The organism is Aeromonas sp. MR16, assembly GCF_022549315.1.
Classification (GTDB): Bacteria; Pseudomonadota; Gammaproteobacteria; order Enterobacterales; family Aeromonadaceae; genus Aeromonas; species Aeromonas aquatica.
The window spans coordinates 14,167-30,386 of sequence record NZ_JAKZFK010000007.1; the positions used below are offsets into that span (position 1 = coordinate 14,167).

A 16,220-nucleotide genomic window follows, 5' to 3' on the forward strand; every position below is an offset into this window, starting at 1 on the left:
GTCAGGGGTGGATTAGGGCTCGGTGATGGTGGCGCTGTTGATGCGCAGCATGGCACCGGTAAACAACTCATCGGCGGGGATCTCTATGTCGGCGCCGCTGCCGGGCGGCCCCACGTCGAGATCCGCCACAAAGCTGCCGTCCCGGTCGCTGATGCGCCCCCAGCTCGGGATCCCGTTGCCGGTGACCAACTGCTCGGCCAGGGGCTTGAGCGTCAGCATGCCCCCGGTGACGGTCTGGGCGCAGGGGTGGGCAAACTGGAGGGTCGCCAGCAGAGCCGAGCCGGTGATGGCAGCACCTGGGGCAGGCCGGATGCCGGCGTAGATCTTGAGGGTCGCCGGGCCGGTGCTGCCGGCGTCAATGGCCGTGGCCAACAGCTGGACGCGACTGGTGCGCAAGGGGTCCGAAAATGTCAGCATGTCATGCTCCTGTCAGGCCGATCCCCTCACCGGGGGCGTAGGGTTTGGGCAGCAGGAAGTCGGCGGCCACGGCGTTGTAATCGGCGGGGCCGAACGCCGGATCATCCTGGGCGACCAGCATGTAACGGCGGTTCAGCCACAGCAGATCGAAGCGGTACTTGCCATCGCTGGCCCGGCTCATGGTCTCGGCTACCAGCTCGCCGGACTGGGTGAAGCAGAGCACCCGCCGGGCCACCCCCTCGCCGTCGATGGTCACCGTGCTCTCGATGTAGCCCTGCTCCACATTGCGCACCCCATCCCGTAGCCAGAAATAGTCCCGCCCCTTGATCATCGGGAACTGGATCAACTCCTGAGCCAGCACCGGACCGGCAAACAATGGCGGGCTGCCGCGCCAGGCCACGTCCTGCGGCTGGAATTGGCTACGGGGCTCCTGGTTGGCGAGGGTGGCGGTAAGTCGATGCGGCTTCATTTCAAAAGGCTTATCGAACATGGCCGCCCTGGCCTGCCGTTCGGCCAGCGTCAGCTCGCGGTCATAGAACGCCACATGAGCCATATATGCCGAAGTGTTAAAGCTGCCTCCACGGGAAAACAGATGGATGGGCAGAGTGCCCTGGTTGGCTTGTGTGCCGTTGCCGGTGGCGACGGTCCACTCCTTGAGCGGTACACCGTTCAAATAGATCTTGGTGAAGCCCAAGGCACTGGTGAAAATCATATGCCCTATCATGCTCGGACCCGCTCGGCCATTGCCTGGGCCAATTGCTTGGTCGCCAAGAATGAACTGGTATGAGGGGGGTGTGGCACCAAACGCCAACCCTATGCTCTGCAACGACCAGTTCTTGTTGTCGCCGCCCCGCTCGGCGATCACCAGGTTGGCATCCTCGCTATGGCTGATGATGCACTCCAGGGTGAAGGTGCGGCCCTTGTACTCGGTCCGATCCGGGATGGCCACCAGCGGCGAGCTGATGCCCTTGGTCATCAGAATGTCCATGCCCGCCAGCGTCGATATGCTCTGCTGGAAAGTGCCGCTCTGGCTGCCATGATTGGCATAGGAGGAGATATCCCGCCCCAGAGCGGCGGCGGTGTCCAACGGATAGTAACCCACCGGGTTGCTGGCCAGGATCAGGTCTCGTAGCGCTTGATCGCTTGCCATGATTACCTCCAGGGCCCGGTCAGATCGAACCCCATCAGGGAAGCGGGGGCGGCCACGCTGTTTTCGTTGTAGGTGGATTGAATAAACCGCACGATCTTGCCTGGCAAGGCCGGCATGTTGGCAAAGTTTTTACGGGTGAAGGCAGCGACATTGGCATAGGGGACCACCAAACCCGGCAGATAGCCGCGCAAATGGTTGTTGGTCTCCATCACCATGATGGGATCGGTGCTCATATAGAACGCATTATCCGGCCCGTTGGGAATATTCATCCCATTGCCGAAGCGGCCGAACAACCCCTTTAACCACCACCCTGTCACCCCGAACAATTGATGATAGGGACGTGCCATCGCCCTATGATTGCTGTCATCGAAGGCCAGCAGGCTGTTATAGACGTAAGCGTAATTCTGCGAAAGACCGGTCTGATCCCAGCGGCGACTAGAATCATCCGCCGTAGTCGTCGAGTAGGTGCTCAGCACCGCATGATAGCGGTCACCGGGGCGAACCGACTTGATATAGCCGAACATCAACACCGGCTGGCAACTGTGCTGAGCATAAGCGGGCAGGAAGTAGATCAGCTGGCTGTCGCCAATCAAATCCCAGCGCTTATCGGAGTAGCGCCCCGTGCAGGGCCAGCGGTGGTCATAGATCAGGGTGTAGGTGTTGATATCAACGACATCCTCCACAAGCTGAGCCTTGGCTAAATAAGCCCTGTAGGTCGCCCCCGTCCAGCCAGAAAACGCCGTGTTGTCGATGCGAAGGCTCACGTTGCCCGACTCGCTGACGTTGGTCGGCCGGTAGATGGCCACCATGCCGTCCCCACTCTCAAAGGTCAGGGTCCAGCCGAGCGGGGCCACCTTCATGGTCATGGCCGCGCCGCTGCCAGCCATGCCGGGGTTGCCGGCGTCCAACTCGAACCAGACCTCGGTACTGCTCACCTTCTTGATGCGGTGCTCGCCGTTGTAGCCGCCTGGGCTGACGCCGGTCACCTCGATCACCGAGTCTTGCAGATAGGCATGGCCACCCGAGAAGGTGGCCTTGGCGGCGCCCTCAGTCGCATCCCACACCAGGGCGTTGATGGTCAGGTTGCCAAAGCCGGTCACCAGCACCGCCTTGAGCAGCGCCGTCAGCGCGCCGGCAGTGGTATCCCCCAGGCTCGGCGCCCCCTGCATGTTGCTCGCAAACCACTTCACCGGAAAAGCCATAGCATTCTCTCCATGGGCGGGGCGTCATGCCCCACTTGAATAAGGGGGTGAGGCACGGTGCCCCACCCGGTCATTGCCACATCAGCGGTTGACGTTGCCGCGCAGTTGCAGCTCGAACTTGTCCGACTCCATCGCTGCCACCGACTGCAAGATGGTCCTGATCGCCCACACCGGGTAACTGGCCGCCTGGGTGGTGAAGCGCAGCACGTTGCCCGAGGCCCAGCCCGCTCCCCAGCCTCGTTTGTCGATGAAGAAATAGGGCTGGTTGCTGTTGGGGTTGAGCGGCGCAAAGTCGCTGTTAACGTCCCCCACCGCGATCTGGCCCACATGCTCCCCGACCAGCACAAAGCTGGTGCTGGACTGGAAGATGATGGCCCAGCGCTCTTGCAGGGTGGCCCGGTTGGTCACCAGCAGCGGGTAAGCGGTGTCGTTGTACTGCGCCGTGCAGGGGTCGCCGATCAGGAAATCAGACCAGGTGTTGGTCCAGACCCTCTGATCGAACAACCCGGTATAGCGCGCCCACAGGTCCCCCATGATCAGCGCGCTCGATACCAGGGTGTCGGCGGCGTCGTAGTCGTGAGACAGCGGCCGCGCCAGCACCAGGCGGCCCGAGATCTCCACGTCGGAGACCAGGCTCATGTCCTCGATGCGATGCACCGCCACCAGGGGCTCCACGTAACCGGTCAGGTTCAGCGGGCTGGCCAAGGTGACGATCCCGCTGTCCAGGTTGACGCTGTAGAGCGCCGGGGCCAGCTGCTTGCCGTTCTTGTCCTCCACATGGGCATACGCCAGCCGCTGGCGGGTGGTGTTGAGCTGCTGCCCCGCCGTTACTCCCATGGGGAAGGCGCTGCGCTGGGTGCTATGCACCACCACGATGTTGCCCTTGCGGATGAACGGCACCCGACCGTCAGACGGCAGCCGCACCGGATCCAGCCCGATGAGATCCGCATCCAGCGGCAGGTAGCTGAACACCACGCAGTTAAAGCGGATGGTGTCGGCCACCACGCTGACAGGGCGCCAGATCTTGCCATCCTCCCCCACCTGCTCGGCGTCGTACCAGGGTTGGGCCTCGTTGCCGGCGGCCGTGACCTTGCGGCCAAAGCGCACCGAGACGATGCCGGTCTGGTAGTCCACCCGCCCGTCCATGTCGAGGGTGGTAAAGTAGCCGTCGCCGTCGGCCGTCGCTTCGATGCGGCGTCCGCTGGCGGTGTTGGCGCTGATGTAGAGGCTACCGGGGGCCAACGGGGCGCCCGGCGTCCTGAACGTCACCGCATCCACCGACTGGGCGCTGAACGAGGTGGCCAGGGAGTGCAGCTGCGGCTGAGCGGTCTGCCCCGCCGACCAGTCGGCCAGCACCGCCACCCCGTTGGAGTAGTCGATGGTGCCCGCCTGAATGCCGGCGCCGGTCTCCGGGTCGGGGTTGCGGTAGATCAGGCCTTGGCGATCCACGTAGGTGCTGCCCCCCAGGGTGAAGCGCAGCGAGCCCTCCAGGATCGCCTCGGCAAAGCCGGGGGTCACGTCGATGCGCAGCGCCTGGGCGGTCAGGGTGGCGTTTTGCGCCTGGGCCGAGTTGTTGTTGCGGTAGGTCACATCCACCCACCCCTGCTGACCATCGGGGAAGGTGTAGGCCGTGTTGTGGTACTGGATCCCGGTCATGGTCCAGCGCTGCACCGCGAGCTGTTGGTTGCCCTCCCAGCGGGTGCCCACGGTCACCCAGGCATAGGTTGGCTTGGGCAAGGGGGCGCTGCCGTCCGGCATGAAATGCAGGGTGCCGGCGGCGTAGTCGATGGCCCCCAGCTCATTGCCGCTGGCATCGCGCAACTTGCCAAGCCCGTCATCCTGCAAGGTGATGATGGGATCGCGGGTCTGGATCACCAGCTCCTGATCGTCCACATCAAAGGCGTGATAGAGCGCGTTGAACTTCACCCGCAGACTGCCGGGGGTGAGGTTGTGGGCGCCGCCGCCGTCCAAGCCGTCCAGCGTGATGGAGAGGTGCCCCACCATGCCGGGCGTACTCAGGCGGCCAGGCTCGACGTGATGCTCGGTCACCGGCTCACCATACTGGTACTGGGCCACGTACTCCTGGCCCAGGGCGGGCAGGGTGATGTGCTCCAGATCGATGATGCCCTCGGCATAGTTGATGATGCCGGTAATGTCGCCCCGGATCTTGCCATCCCCCACCGCGTCGTTGGCGGTCTTGTCCACCCCCCAGGTCAGGACCAGGCTCTTGGGCGTGATGCCGGTGTGGGGCAGCTGCCAGGCACTCTTGCCGATGCTGATCGGCTGGCCTGACCGGTTGGTGTAGTTCACCGGTGTGGCCCAGCTGAACATGATGCTGGTGTCCACGTCCGGCAGGGCGCCCAGGGTCAACAGCACCGAGCCGGTGGCGAAGTTCAGCAGACCAGATCCATAAGAGCTGTCTTGCCCCAGCAGTTCGCCCCGGCCGTTGTCCTTCAAGTCGTACCATTTGCCTTGCGCCATAAAGCTGATGGTCAAGCTGCCTGGCGCGGGGGTCGGGTGCAGGGTGTTGGTGAACGCATAGCCCCGGTTGTTGGCCTTGATCTCGATGCTGACGGTATCGGCGATGCGGGCCGGGCGGGCCGCCGGCCAGAAGCTGACGGTTTTGCTCTGGGTGCCGTAGTTCGGGCACTGGGCATTGAACTCACACTGCCCCCGGCCGTAGTCGATGGCGCCTATCACGGACCCACCCACCACCAGGGAGCCGCCCCGGTCGGTGATCAGCGCCGCGCCTATGGTGATGCTCACCGTGCCGGGCAGCGCGCCCGTGCCGAGGAACAGGCCCCGGCTGGGGGCGATGCTGGCCACGGTACTGAAAGACACCTGCCCCTTGCCCGAATCCACCAGGCTGGCCAGCTCGCCGGCAGCGGTCAGATCCACGGCTGGGGTTTCAGAGCGGGCCGCCGGCACCAGCTGGGTAAAGATGGTTTTCGCCTTCACCTGGAGCGCGCCAAAGTGGGCATCCTCGGCCAGCTTGGTGGTGGCGAAGTAGTTGGCCGCATCGGCCACCACCGTCTCGCGCAGGGCGGTCTTGGGGTTGGTCACCACGTCATAGGGGGTGGGCTGCTCCCCCTCGAAGGTGTAGCGCAGGGGATCGGCCAGGGTGCAGGTCACCACGTTGCGGGTGAACTCCGGCACCCCTGGGATCTGGAACTTGGCCAACTGCTGGCCTACGTCCAGCACCCTGACGTACTGCTCGAACTCCCCGGCCTTGCCCTCGTTGCCGACCAGCACCAGGGTCTCGCCGATCTCCGGCAGACGCACCTCGACCCGCTGGAAGAAGCGGATCGCCCGCTGGCCCTGCAACTGGGTGTCGTAGAGGAAGCCGCGCCACTTTGGCCCCCGCGCCAGATAGCGCTCCAGCAGGTCGCGGGCCTCGGTGCGAGTATCGTGGTGATCCTTGCTGCTCATCAGGCACAGGCCGACGTTGGGATCGGCCGGCGGCAACAGCACGGTGGCATTGGCGCCATAGTAGGTGGCCGTGTCGTCGGTCTGTACCGCCAGAAACAGCTTGCGCAGGTTCACCACACCATAGGCGCGATCCAGGTCTGAAATGTCGGGAAAGACGCTGTTATGCTCCCCGCTCACGATCTCGTGACCGGTAACCCGGCCACCACCATCGGGCGTGTCAGTCAGCCGCTGGCTGGCCATCAGCCGAATGTCGCCTGATAAAATGCCGGTTGTCATGCAGTTACCTCGGTCAGGTTAAGGGTCAGGGCATAGGGCTCGCCCGCCTCGGGGTCGGCCATCTCGATCAGGGCCGTCACCACCACGCCGGGACGGCGCCAGAACACGGTGCGCGCCACGCCGTCGAGCAGGGTCAAGGTCAGCAGCTGGCTCGGCACGGCCTCCAGCGCCTTGAGGATCTGCACGGTGGCGCGGGGGCAATGACCCACCAGGGTGATGGGACGGCCTGACGGCTTGGCCGTCTCTTCTACCAGCAGCGCCCCGCTCAGGGTGGGGGTCACCACCTGCTCGACCGGCGCCCAGTCGAATTCGTCGCGCCAGACCAGATCATCGGGTAACAGCACGCTGTTTAAGGTCACGTTCATTGGCGCAATCCCTGCTGTGTAAGAAGGCTGATAAAGGCCTGGGCATTGGCTTCATCGGCCTGCACTCGCGCCCTGTCCCCGTTCGGGGCCCGCAGCTCGATGATGATCAGCTGGGGCTGGCCTTGGCTTGGCTGGTTGGCATTGGCGATCGACTGGCTCGGCTCAGGGGCGGCTTTGTCTGCCTCCTTGGCCTGGGCCTTGCTCAGCTCCTGCTGGAGCTTGGTGCGCATCGCCTCCATCTCTTTCTGGAACTTCTCGCCGTAATACTTGCTCCACTCGCTATAAGCGGGAATGTCTTTGACCTTCTGGCTGTAGCGGGCCAGTTCCTCCTCCACCCCGGCGAGGGTGTTGGCCAGGGCATCGGCGTTGCCGCGCAGGCCGTTGATATCCACCGTCTTGTAGAAGAAGGAGCCGGCATCGGCCGTGCGGGTAACCGCTCCCCGGCCACTGCCCGCGCTGCCCCCGGCTGAGGCTACGGCGTTGCCGGTCTGCTCGGCCTCATCCTGCACGCCGCGCAAGCCCTGGCGCATGGCATCGGTGGCCCCCTTGGCCCGCGCGGCGGCTTCATCGAAGCCATCGCCGAGGGCGGCCACCGCCTGTTTGGCCTCCCCGCTGCCCCCCTTCACCTTGTTCATGGCGTCGGCGGCGACAGACATGGATCTGGCCAGTGCATCCCCAGTGAGTTTGCCCTGGGCGGCCAGCTGCTTCTGGCGTTCGATCACCGCATCGATCTCGGCCTTGGTTTTTGCGCTGTTGTAGGCGCTGGCCAACGCCTCCTCGATGGCGGCGGCACTGGCACCGGTGTGTTGCACCAACACATCCAGGGCCCCCAGGGTCTTCTGAAAACCTGCCCCGATACGGCCATTGGCCCGCTCGAAGTCCAGCCCCAGCTCGTCGAAAGCCTTGGCCAGGGCGGCCGGGCCATCTGCGGCGGTCTGCTTGGCCACGGCGTTGATTTCGCTTAAGTAATCGCGAGCCTGCTTGGCCTCCGTGCCCAGTTCTTTGACGGCGGCGGCCCCGCTCCGATAGCTGCCGGTCGCCTCGTCGTAATGCACCTTGCCCTCAGCAATGGCGCGATCCATATCAGCAACACTGGTGATGGCTATCCCGAGCTCTGCCGAGAGCGCAGCCAACTGGCCATTGAGCTGGGCCTGGGCTTCGGAGCGCAGGCGCTGCGACTCTCGCAGGGCCAGCTCGGCCTGCATCCACTCCTTGAGGGCACCGGCCATGCGGATGATCTGGCTCACCGCCTCCACCGTCATGGCGGCCAGCAGCGCCTGAACCGCCGCCCCCAACGCCCTGACACCTATCGAGGCCGCCGCCGCTGCCGTACCTGCGGTGGTCATGCCGCCGGCGGCGGTCGCCGTGGCGGCAGGCAGCGCGATAAACTGGCCATAGAGTCCGCGCAGGTCGGCAATCCAGCCCGCGATTTTCAGGCCAAGCCAGGCCTGGGCCATCACCTGCAGGGCATCGCGCCACTCATAGACGGTCTGGATAAAGGACTTGAGGGTTTCACCGAGTGAAACGATGCCGTCAGAGATGCGCTTGGCCCAGGCCTGCAGGCGGCCATCGTTGGCCATCGCCGCAAACTCGGCGTTGAGGTTGGCCAGCTGGTTCTTGAGCCAGGCCAGCGCCCCGTTCTCGGCCACCAAGCGGTAGAACTTGGCCAAGTTGTCCTGGGCATTGGAGATGAGCCCGGAGAGCAGGCTCATGTTGTTGGCCGCCGCCCCGCTCGACTGGGCCGCTATCTCGTTCATCAGCGCGGCGATGGTGTCTCGGCCGAGCTTGCCCGCCTCGGAGAGCTTCTGCAGCTCGGCGGTGTTCTTGCCGGTGACCTGCTCCAGCAGTTGCCAGACCGGCACCCCGCGCTCAATCAGCTGCAGGATCTCCTCCCCCTGCAGCTTCTGCTTGGCCCACGCCTGACCGAGCGCCAGCGAGATGCCTTGCACCTCTTCAAAGCCGCCGCCCAGCTTATAGGCCTGATCGACGATGCCCTGCATGGCGCCATTCATGGGGTCGATGCCGAACGCCTTAAGGCGCACGAACACCTGAGTCACCTCATCGAGCTGCAGCGGGGTGTTCTTGGCAAAGTCCTGGATCCAGGCGCTCGCCTCGGCGCCACCCGCAATCGACCCCATCACCGCCTTGAGCTGCACATCGAGGCGCTCGGCCTGATCGCCGGTTTGGAACATAGCCACGAGCTGGGAGGTGAGTGTCTGGATACCGAACCAGGTGCCGGCCATGGCCACCAGGCGGCCGGTCAGGCTACCGATGGCACCATGGAACCCGCCCGCCTGCTGGCCACCCTGCTGCAGAGAACGGCCCAGCCGTTCGGTCTGGACCGCACTCTCGCGCAGCTCACGCTGCAGCCGGTTTTGCTCCTGGACGAGGTTGCGGGTGTCAAGCCCGGCCTGGGTGAGACCGGCATGAAGGCGGGTATGGGCGGCAGCCTGGGCGACCAGCTGGCGCTCCAGCTGTTTGAGCTCGGAGGCCAGCAGCCGCTCCTGGTCGGTGAGCTGGCGGGCGCTACCTGCAGCCCCCTGCTGCTCGCGGCGCAGTTCGGCCAACTTATCCCGGGAGAGTATGGTGGCCAGTTCGAGCTGGGTCAGGGCGCGGCCGCTGGCCTCGAACTGGGCGATCAGGTCGCGCTGTTGGGTCAGACCTTCCAGGGTTTGCGCCAGGCGCTCGGTCTCGGCGGCTGTCTCGTCAGAAAGGGGGCCCAACTCCTGCACCTGCCCCGCCAGCGCGGCCAGGTCCTCGCGGCCGGTGACCTTGGCCGCCAGCTCCAGGGCAAGTTTGAGGGTGGAAGAGGTGGACATGGGGCATTCCTGAAAAACTAGGATATGCCCTATTTTGAAGAGATGACGAAACGGGGGAATTTATTGCATCTTACAGAGATATGTCACATGAAGGCTTCGAACGTTCGAGTACGCTGTACTAGTAAAACTTAGACCCCAAAAGGAACCCTACATGAATGACCCAATGTTATTGGCCAACCGTTTAAAGGAACTAGCTAAACTGGCCGAACAGGCAAACACAGCGTTCGAAAAAGCTGCTGTGTATGCCGCTACGCGATCAATCCAGGCAGAGTTTGATGCTGCCGAAGAAGATTTCGATAGCTACACCCTAGAGAAAGTCTTATATGCCTGTACTCATATCTGTGCCGCCGTTGGGTACGATATTACAAACGGTCACGATAGTTCTCAGCATATTGTATGGGCACTTGGGAGCATATCATCTTTAAAAACCCAACTTAAATCATGCCCAGAAGCATAACGATCACATAATAAATTTCATAGCATCGGAGGCAAGATGTCAGCAGAACTTCAGAGAATGATGAAAAAGCTTGAGGGTGACGGACCGGTTGAAAAACACATCTTGCTCCTTAAGCTGCGTGAGGCCCTTGATCAAGCACCTACCTTTGGTGACGTACCGATCTTCGAGGTCAGCACACCGCAGCGCCAATGGTTAGCAACTGTCGGAGCTATCTTGTCTCGCCTTGGTCTCAGCCATCAAACAAGCTTCAAAGCAAGCTATGTCACTTTGGCCCAATATTGGAAACCAGCGATAAACATGATTCAAGGTCAGGTTCTCGACGCCATTGAAGAATTGAAGTTGGAATTAGAACTTGATGGTCGAAGTGAAATAGGAAGCGCTTATGCGCCAGGAGATGTTTACCGCTTCTTCACCGACCTGAAGAACATCGTCAATAGTGCTAAGAAGGGCCTCATAATAATTGACCCCTATTTCGACGGCACCGCCTTTAATGCCTATCTATCATCGGTTCCTTCTAGTATTGCTGTTCGTGTCCTTGCAGACCGCTACGCGGGGGATGTAGCGACCTACATTAGCAAACATCGTCTACAGTACAACAGTTCATTCGAACTCAGGTCCAGTAAGGAGCTGCATGACCGCCTCATCCTAGTCGATGACGACTCAGCCTGGATAATGGGTGGTTCGATCAAAGATGCCGGTAGTAAAAAAGCAACCTATTTGATTCCCCTTTCATCACCTATTGCAGCAGCCAAAAAGGCTATTTACACAGACATATGGAATAGATCCAATGTTGTTTCCTAAAGTCGTAGGTTCGATTAGCGCAGCATAATCGGACGTTAACAACAAACAAACGGCGGGTCTCCCCGCCGTTCTGCTATCGAACATCACACCGTCTCCGGCCGATCCACATAGAAATGCGCACTATCGCCATCCAGGGCCAACAGCTCCCCTTCCAGCTCGATCTCGATGGGATTGTCGCTCAGGAAGTCCACAGCTTTCTTGGGGGCCAGGCTGGCGCGGGGTACCGTCAGTACAATGGACTCCCCGCCGATCACACTGCGCCCATCTAGGGTCAGCTTCGCCCTCACCTCCGGCTGCATAAACTTTCGACTACAGTGTACATGATTGACTCCACGGGCCATTAATGATGAGAATAACAAATGAAAATTTTCAAAGCATCGGTTAAATACAATCACCTAAAAGGTAGCGCTGCGGCTGATCGTGCTGATATGACTGACGCGGAAAAATGGCTAAAAGATAATGGTCATATCAATGATGACCATGTTGTTGTTGGTATTTCTATGTGGGCGGGGGAAAACCGTGGCACACATAGAGACCCTGTGAGTGTTACATTCCTAGTCACTGGATTAAACGGGTATACAAGCATTCCAGAAATGCTTCAATCTTCCGGAGAACCAATCAAGGTCAAAGAAATTTGCCTTGATATGAATATTGCTGACTTCCTTGCGCTATTTAAACGGTTAGATATCACACTCTCATATGGGGGGCTGATTGAAGGAAAGAGTTATAAATTGAGTTAAAAAATCTAGCTAAAGACATCAATTGACTCCATGCAGACAAACGGTTGGGGTTGGTGAAAACGGCGGGTCTCCCCGCCGTTTCTACTTCCCCCTCATCACACCATCTCCGGCCGATCCACATAGAAAGGCGCGGTCTCGCCATCCAGGGCCAGCAGTTCCCCCTCCAGCTCGATCTCGATGGGCTTGTCGCTCAGGAAATCCACCGCTTTCTTGGGGGCCAGGCTGGCACGGGGCACCGTCAGGATGATGGACTCCCCACCGATCACGCTGCGCCCATCCAGGGTCAGCTTCGCCTTCACCTCCGGCTGCACGTTGCCGGCGATACGGGTGCCGGTAACGGCGTTATAGCTGGCGCTGACGGTCACGGGGCCGCCATCGGCCACCGCCCCGACCTTGGTAGCCCGCAACAGCCCCAGGGCATAATTGATCTCGAAGTCAGTACCGAGCACCAGAGCAGTGGCGCCCTCCTTCACCACCAGGCCGGTGGCCGAGAGATTGGTCTTGCCCAGGCTCACCCACTTGGGGTGCGCCGGCAGGGTCAGCGCCACCTCGGTCAGCGTCCCCGCCCCCTGGTTTATGGGGCTCTCCAGCCCCATAAAGGCGGCGGCCAGCAGCACCGGCGGGATCTCGCTGGTCTTGATGGTGACCGTGGCCGGCTTGGGCACGAAGTAGGTCTCCCGCGCCTGGCCCAGCTTGCCCTTGCGCTTGCTCGGAATGCTGATCTTATCGCTGTCCGGTTTGACCTCCAGGCTGTTGACGTCCACCGGGCCTATCACCCCGTTCGACACGTTGTTAGTGAAGGTCTCGATATAGAGATCCCCTTCCAGGTGTAGTGTTTCGCTCATGACCGTTCTCCCTTGAATTTCACTGTCGTCTTGAAGGCAAGGGGCAGATACACCACCCCACCCTTGTAACTCGGCTTCACCGGTGCGGTTTCACGCCGAAAGGTACTGTCACCACAGGGGCGGCCAGCGATGGCCTGCAGGATCCGCCCCATCCATACCCCGGCGCTGGTTTCCTTCGGGGCAGCCCTATGCACCAGCACCAACAACCAGACCTGATCGAACGAGCTTTGCCGCCCGGATTGGGTGGTCTCACTCTCCCGCTCTCCCTGGTAAATCACATGGATGGCCGGGTTGTGCTGACCCAGGTTGGCCACCGCATCCAGGTCGGTGGCCACAAACACCTCCCTGAGCCCCCGCTCCTTCAAAGGCAGCAGTAACTCCCGCAACCGCTCCCCCGCCGCCAGGTAGTCGAGCTCAGGCGTGGTCAGCGTGGGCCCACTCATAAGAAGCCCCCACTGCCCCGGCCAAAGACCCGGCCATCGGATTGCAGTTGGGCCAGGTTCTGGCTCTCCACCTGCTCGCCATCGGCCGCCAGTCCCAGCGCCAGCTCCCCCTTGCCCACCAACTTGAGGAAGGCCAGGGCCGCCTCGTTACGTTTGGCAATCTGCTCCGGCGCCTGCTCGCCGTAGAGGCGGTGGCGGGCGATATCGGCGCAGAGGGGGACCAGAGCACTCGGGATATGGGCCAGCGGCAAGGGATAGCGCCCCGCCAGGTAGCCATCGATCAAGGCGCCGGCATCCTGCAGGGCGATGGTGATGGCAGCCTGATCCAGCTCACCGGCCGGGGTCATGGCGAGGCGCAACAACTCCGCCTCGCCAAACCGGGTCACCATGTCATTGACGCTGGCGTACATGGCTTATTCCCCGCCCTGCTGGTTGGACTCAGCGCCGGGTGCTGCCACCGGCTGCTGCACCTGGGTGGCGACGATGGCGGCCTGCAGCTCGGCTTTCTTCATGCCGGCCGCATCAGGGATCGCCATCTCCACGGCCAGGGCGCGCAGTTCATCGACCTTCATCTCGGCCAGCAGGGTGACCTTGCCATCGGCGGTGGCCATGCCAGCCAAGGACCCCGTGGCCATCCCCTGGCTCAGGTCGCCCAACGCTGGATCCAGATCCCCATCCGGCGACGGTGCATCACCTGCCGGAAGGAGGGCGTCCTCAGCCAGCCGCATGACCACCAGACGCGGATCGGCCTCCAGGGTCTCGCACTGCAGAGGCGACACAGCCATCTCAGACTTGCCTGGATCAATCGGCAGGCCCGCGCGGAAATAGACCTGACGAAGCGTTGATGTAATGCCAACTCGAATAGCCTGTTCCATCTCGTGTTCCATCTCATGTTTCCCTCTTTCATATCTGGTCGAGGCCTGTTTAAACGGGGGTTAAACGCCGACCCCCTGGCCGTTTAACCCCGTTCTTAAACAGCGCGTAACGGTGGGATTTACAGGTAGTCCGCCACCACCAGCTTCAACTTGCCTTTCAGCTCGTTGCTGCTGCTATCAGACAGCTCCCGCTCCAGCATCCGGGTCGCCAGCTTCTCCAGCGAAGCCGGTACCACCAGCAAGGTGGGCTTCACGCCGAGCTTGCGGCCGCCATCCGCCTCGAAGGCCCGCATCCTAGAGAAGGCATCCCACAGGGAGTCGGGGGTCAGGGCGCGCTTGTTGGCGAACGCCAGCTGCCAGAAGCCAAAGCCGGCGGCATCGCGGCAATCCACCCCGTAGCGGAACTCTTTGCGGCTGAACACCGCCTCATCGTCGATCTTGGTCATGGCGATGAGCTGCGGCGCCTTGCGCTCCTGGAAGATGATGGGCTTGAGGGCGCGGCTGGTATCGAGCAGGAACCAGGGCTCGCCGGTATAGGCGCCATCCACCACCAGGTTGGCGGCCAGTACCGGGGTACCGGTGCCATCGGCCTTGGGATAGACCGGGTGATCGGTGTCGAAGAAATACTGGGTGTCGTAGCAGGGCGTCGTGAAACCAGCCCCGAGCAGGCCGAAACAGAGCTCGTCGGGATGTACCCCTGCCGCGAGGCCCATCTCCTGGAACAAGGGGGCATATATACCCAGCTCATCGTCCTCGATATCGTTGCGATCGACCCCCACGGTAGCCTCGAAGTCTTCGTTGACGATCTGGTAACCGTGCGCCTTCATCGACTCGATCACCCGATCCCCGACCCACTTGCGCAGGCTGGGAAACTTGCCAAGCCAGCCATAGGTGTTGGATTTGGTGGTCGATTTGATGACCGTCGCGATCTCGGTGTACTGGGTCGGCGCCTCCCCTTTGGCGTCTTCAAAGTTCTTCTTGAAGCCGGTGAACAGGGCCTGCAGCAACGCGGGTGTAATGATGGCCATTGATGTGTTCCTTCTCTGGATAAACGAGGTGCTGAGTCGCGCGCTTAAGCCTGCTTGGCCTTGGCGAACGCCTCATGGGTGATGCCGAGCTGATCGGCGGCGTAACGGTCCTCGGCCGAGAGCACCGCATCCCCCTTCTTCTCGGGCAGGGTGACGGCGGCGGTCTGGCTGGCGGCCAACGCCGCGATGGCCGGGCGCGGATCCAGCAGTGCCTTGAGCGCGGCCACCCCCTTCTGGGCGGCGTAGGCGGTCAGGTACTCCTCTTCGGCGGCCACCACCTTGCCCTGGGTGCGGGCCTCTTTGATCAGGGTCGCGGCATCGGTGGTATCCGCTTTGGCACTGAGGGCCGCCACCTGGGTGACCAGGGCGTTATAGGTCGCTACCGGCACGTATTGCGCCAGGTCAATCTGGCCACCCGGTTGCGCCTTGAGCGCAGCCAGCGAGGCCTTCTCGGCCGAGAGCGCCGCCTCCAGCTCCGGGGCTTTCTTGGCATTGGCCTGCAGGCTGTCCAGTTCGGTGAGCGCCTTCTGCAGTTGCTCGTCGGTCGGGTCGCCAGTCAGCTCGATGCCGAGCTTGGCCAACAGCTTTTTCAGCAGTTCATTCATGGAGGTCTCCTTGATGGGGGTGGCCAGCTGGCCGGGTTGGGAACTCAAAGGCAGCGCGCTGAGCGCCGCCAACGCCTGCATCCCCACCACACCGGGATCATTGGTGATGGCGGTCATGCGCAGTTCCAGGGGGCGACCCTGGGCGTCATAGGGAAAGACGGCCGACAGGAAGCGGTACTCTTGGGCAGCCACCAGGGCGGCGGCGCGATCGGTCCAGCGCGGCTTGATAAAGAGGCCAGCCCCCTCGCGCCACTCGATCTCGTCACTGTTGTACCAACCGGCCGCCGGCGCTGGCTGGCCGTTCTGGTCGGTCTTGAGGGTCTGGTGGTCGTAGTCGATCAGAATGTCTTGCCCCATCTCCCTCACACGATTGATGAGGGTGGTGGCGATGGACTTGTCGAGTTGCCAGTGGCCACCGGGCACATCGAAGGGGCGACCATCGCGGGCTTTGAAGGGGCCCATGGGCAGGAGTTGCTGCCAACCATCGGCCTCAGTCGTCAACGCGGCATCGAGCACGGCCAGCCCCAGGGTGGTGGGTCGCGTGTTCAAGATGGCCAGGGCAATGGCAGATTGGGGCATCACTCTCACTCCGGCTGTTCACAGCAAAAAATCACTGTTGCCAGTGTCAGGGAGTGGAGAAAGCGGTGGGGTTTATGGTGGGTTACTGCATCATGGGATCGAATGTGGGGAGGGGCTAAGGGTGTGGATGCCGTTTAATGCTGTTTAAACGCCATTTTGCTGCTCAGGTGGGGAGTGGGTCATGCCATC

General features: G+C 62.1%; 16 protein-coding genes. 3 read left to right on the plus strand and 13 right to left on the minus strand.

Features of this window, described 5'->3' with window-relative positions:
* Positions 1 to 12 precede the first annotated feature (12 nt).
* The 6 genes from MM194_RS07365 to MM194_RS07390 form a co-directional block, all read right to left on the minus strand.
* Positions 13 to 417 carry a hypothetical protein gene (locus MM194_RS07365; RefSeq protein ID WP_241343181.1) on the minus strand — a complete coding sequence of 135 codons (405 nt, stop codon included), beginning with the start codon at positions 415 to 417 and terminating at the stop codon, positions 13 to 15.
* Position 418: 1 nt separating this feature from the next.
* The gene (locus MM194_RS07370; protein ID WP_241343182.1) at positions 419 to 1,567 is read right to left on the minus strand and encodes a LamG domain-containing protein; all 1,149 of its coding nucleotides are present in this window, start codon (positions 1,565 to 1,567) and stop codon (positions 419 to 421) included.
* A 2-nt stretch (positions 1,568 to 1,569) separates the two neighbouring features.
* Entirely contained in the window at positions 1,570 to 2,769 is a 1,200-nt protein-coding gene (locus MM194_RS07375) for a hypothetical protein (RefSeq protein ID WP_241343183.1), read from the minus strand.
* An 81-nt stretch (positions 2,770 to 2,850) separates the two neighbouring features.
* Positions 2,851 to 6,474 carry a curculin (mannose-binding) lectin protein gene (locus tag MM194_RS07380; RefSeq protein WP_241343184.1) on the minus strand — a complete coding sequence of 1,208 codons (3,624 nt, stop codon included), beginning with the start codon at positions 6,472 to 6,474 and terminating at the stop codon, positions 2,851 to 2,853.
* Positions 6,471 to 6,839 carry a hypothetical protein gene (locus MM194_RS07385; RefSeq protein WP_241343185.1) on the minus strand — a complete coding sequence of 123 codons (369 nt, stop codon included), beginning with the start codon at positions 6,837 to 6,839 and terminating at the stop codon, positions 6,471 to 6,473. Before MM194_RS07385 ends, MM194_RS07380 begins: the two co-directional genes overlap by 4 nt.
* Positions 6,836 to 9,658, minus strand: coding sequence for a tape measure protein (locus MM194_RS07390; RefSeq protein ID WP_241343186.1), 2,823 nt, complete (start codon positions 9,656 to 9,658; stop codon positions 6,836 to 6,838). The genes MM194_RS07385 and MM194_RS07390 overlap by 4 nt, the downstream gene beginning before the upstream one ends.
* A gap of 151 nt (positions 9,659 to 9,809) precedes the next feature.
* Between MM194_RS07390 and MM194_RS07395 the strand changes: the two genes are divergently transcribed.
* Positions 9,810 to 10,115 carry a hypothetical protein gene (locus MM194_RS07395; protein ID WP_106843618.1) on the plus strand — a complete coding sequence of 102 codons (306 nt, stop codon included), beginning with the start codon at positions 9,810 to 9,812 and terminating at the stop codon, positions 10,113 to 10,115.
* 36 nt (positions 10,116 to 10,151) lie between these two features.
* Positions 10,152 to 10,916 carry a hypothetical protein gene (locus MM194_RS07400; RefSeq protein WP_241343187.1) on the plus strand — a complete coding sequence of 255 codons (765 nt, stop codon included), beginning with the start codon at positions 10,152 to 10,154 and terminating at the stop codon, positions 10,914 to 10,916.
* Between the two features lie 83 nt (positions 10,917 to 10,999).
* Here MM194_RS07400 and MM194_RS07405 read toward each other — a convergent pair whose 3' ends face one another.
* The gene (locus MM194_RS07405; RefSeq protein WP_241343188.1) at positions 11,000 to 11,215 is read right to left on the minus strand and encodes a hypothetical protein; all 216 of its coding nucleotides are present in this window, start codon (positions 11,213 to 11,215) and stop codon (positions 11,000 to 11,002) included.
* 60 nt (positions 11,216 to 11,275) lie between these two features.
* Between MM194_RS07405 and MM194_RS07410 the strand changes: the two genes are divergently transcribed.
* On the plus strand, positions 11,276 to 11,656 hold the full coding sequence (locus MM194_RS07410) for a hypothetical protein (RefSeq protein WP_241343189.1): 381 nt from the start codon (positions 11,276 to 11,278) through the stop codon (positions 11,654 to 11,656).
* A 95-nt stretch (positions 11,657 to 11,751) separates the two neighbouring features.
* Here the strand turns inward: MM194_RS07410 and MM194_RS07415 are convergent, their stop codons facing one another.
* The 6 genes from MM194_RS07415 to MM194_RS07440 all read right to left on the minus strand — a co-directional run bounded on the left by MM194_RS07415 (position 11,752) and on the right by MM194_RS07440 (position 16,031).
* Positions 11,752 to 12,501 carry a hypothetical protein gene (locus MM194_RS07415; RefSeq protein ID WP_241343190.1) on the minus strand — a complete coding sequence of 250 codons (750 nt, stop codon included), beginning with the start codon at positions 12,499 to 12,501 and terminating at the stop codon, positions 11,752 to 11,754.
* A complete protein-coding gene (locus MM194_RS07420) occupies positions 12,498 to 12,944 on the minus strand; it encodes a hypothetical protein (RefSeq protein ID WP_241343191.1) in 447 nt (148 codons plus the stop codon). Before MM194_RS07420 ends, MM194_RS07415 begins: the two co-directional genes overlap by 4 nt.
* On the minus strand, positions 12,941 to 13,354 hold the full coding sequence (locus MM194_RS07425; protein WP_241343192.1) for a phage protein Gp36 family protein: 414 nt from the start codon (positions 13,352 to 13,354) through the stop codon (positions 12,941 to 12,943). Before MM194_RS07425 ends, MM194_RS07420 begins: the two co-directional genes overlap by 4 nt.
* Positions 13,355 to 13,357: 3 nt before the next feature.
* Positions 13,358 to 13,729 (minus strand): Rho termination factor N-terminal domain-containing protein, encoded by a 372-nt coding sequence (locus tag MM194_RS07430; RefSeq protein WP_241343193.1) that lies wholly within the window; start codon positions 13,727 to 13,729, stop codon positions 13,358 to 13,360.
* A gap of 209 nt (positions 13,730 to 13,938) precedes the next feature.
* Positions 13,939 to 14,847, minus strand: a complete 909-nt coding sequence (locus MM194_RS07435) for a Mu-like prophage major head subunit gpT family protein (protein WP_241343194.1) — start codon at positions 14,845 to 14,847, stop codon at positions 13,939 to 13,941.
* 44 nt (positions 14,848 to 14,891) lie between these two features.
* Entirely contained in the window at positions 14,892 to 16,031 is a 1,140-nt protein-coding gene (locus MM194_RS07440; RefSeq protein ID WP_241343195.1) for a phage protease, read from the minus strand.
* Positions 16,032 to 16,220: the final 189 nt, after the last annotated feature.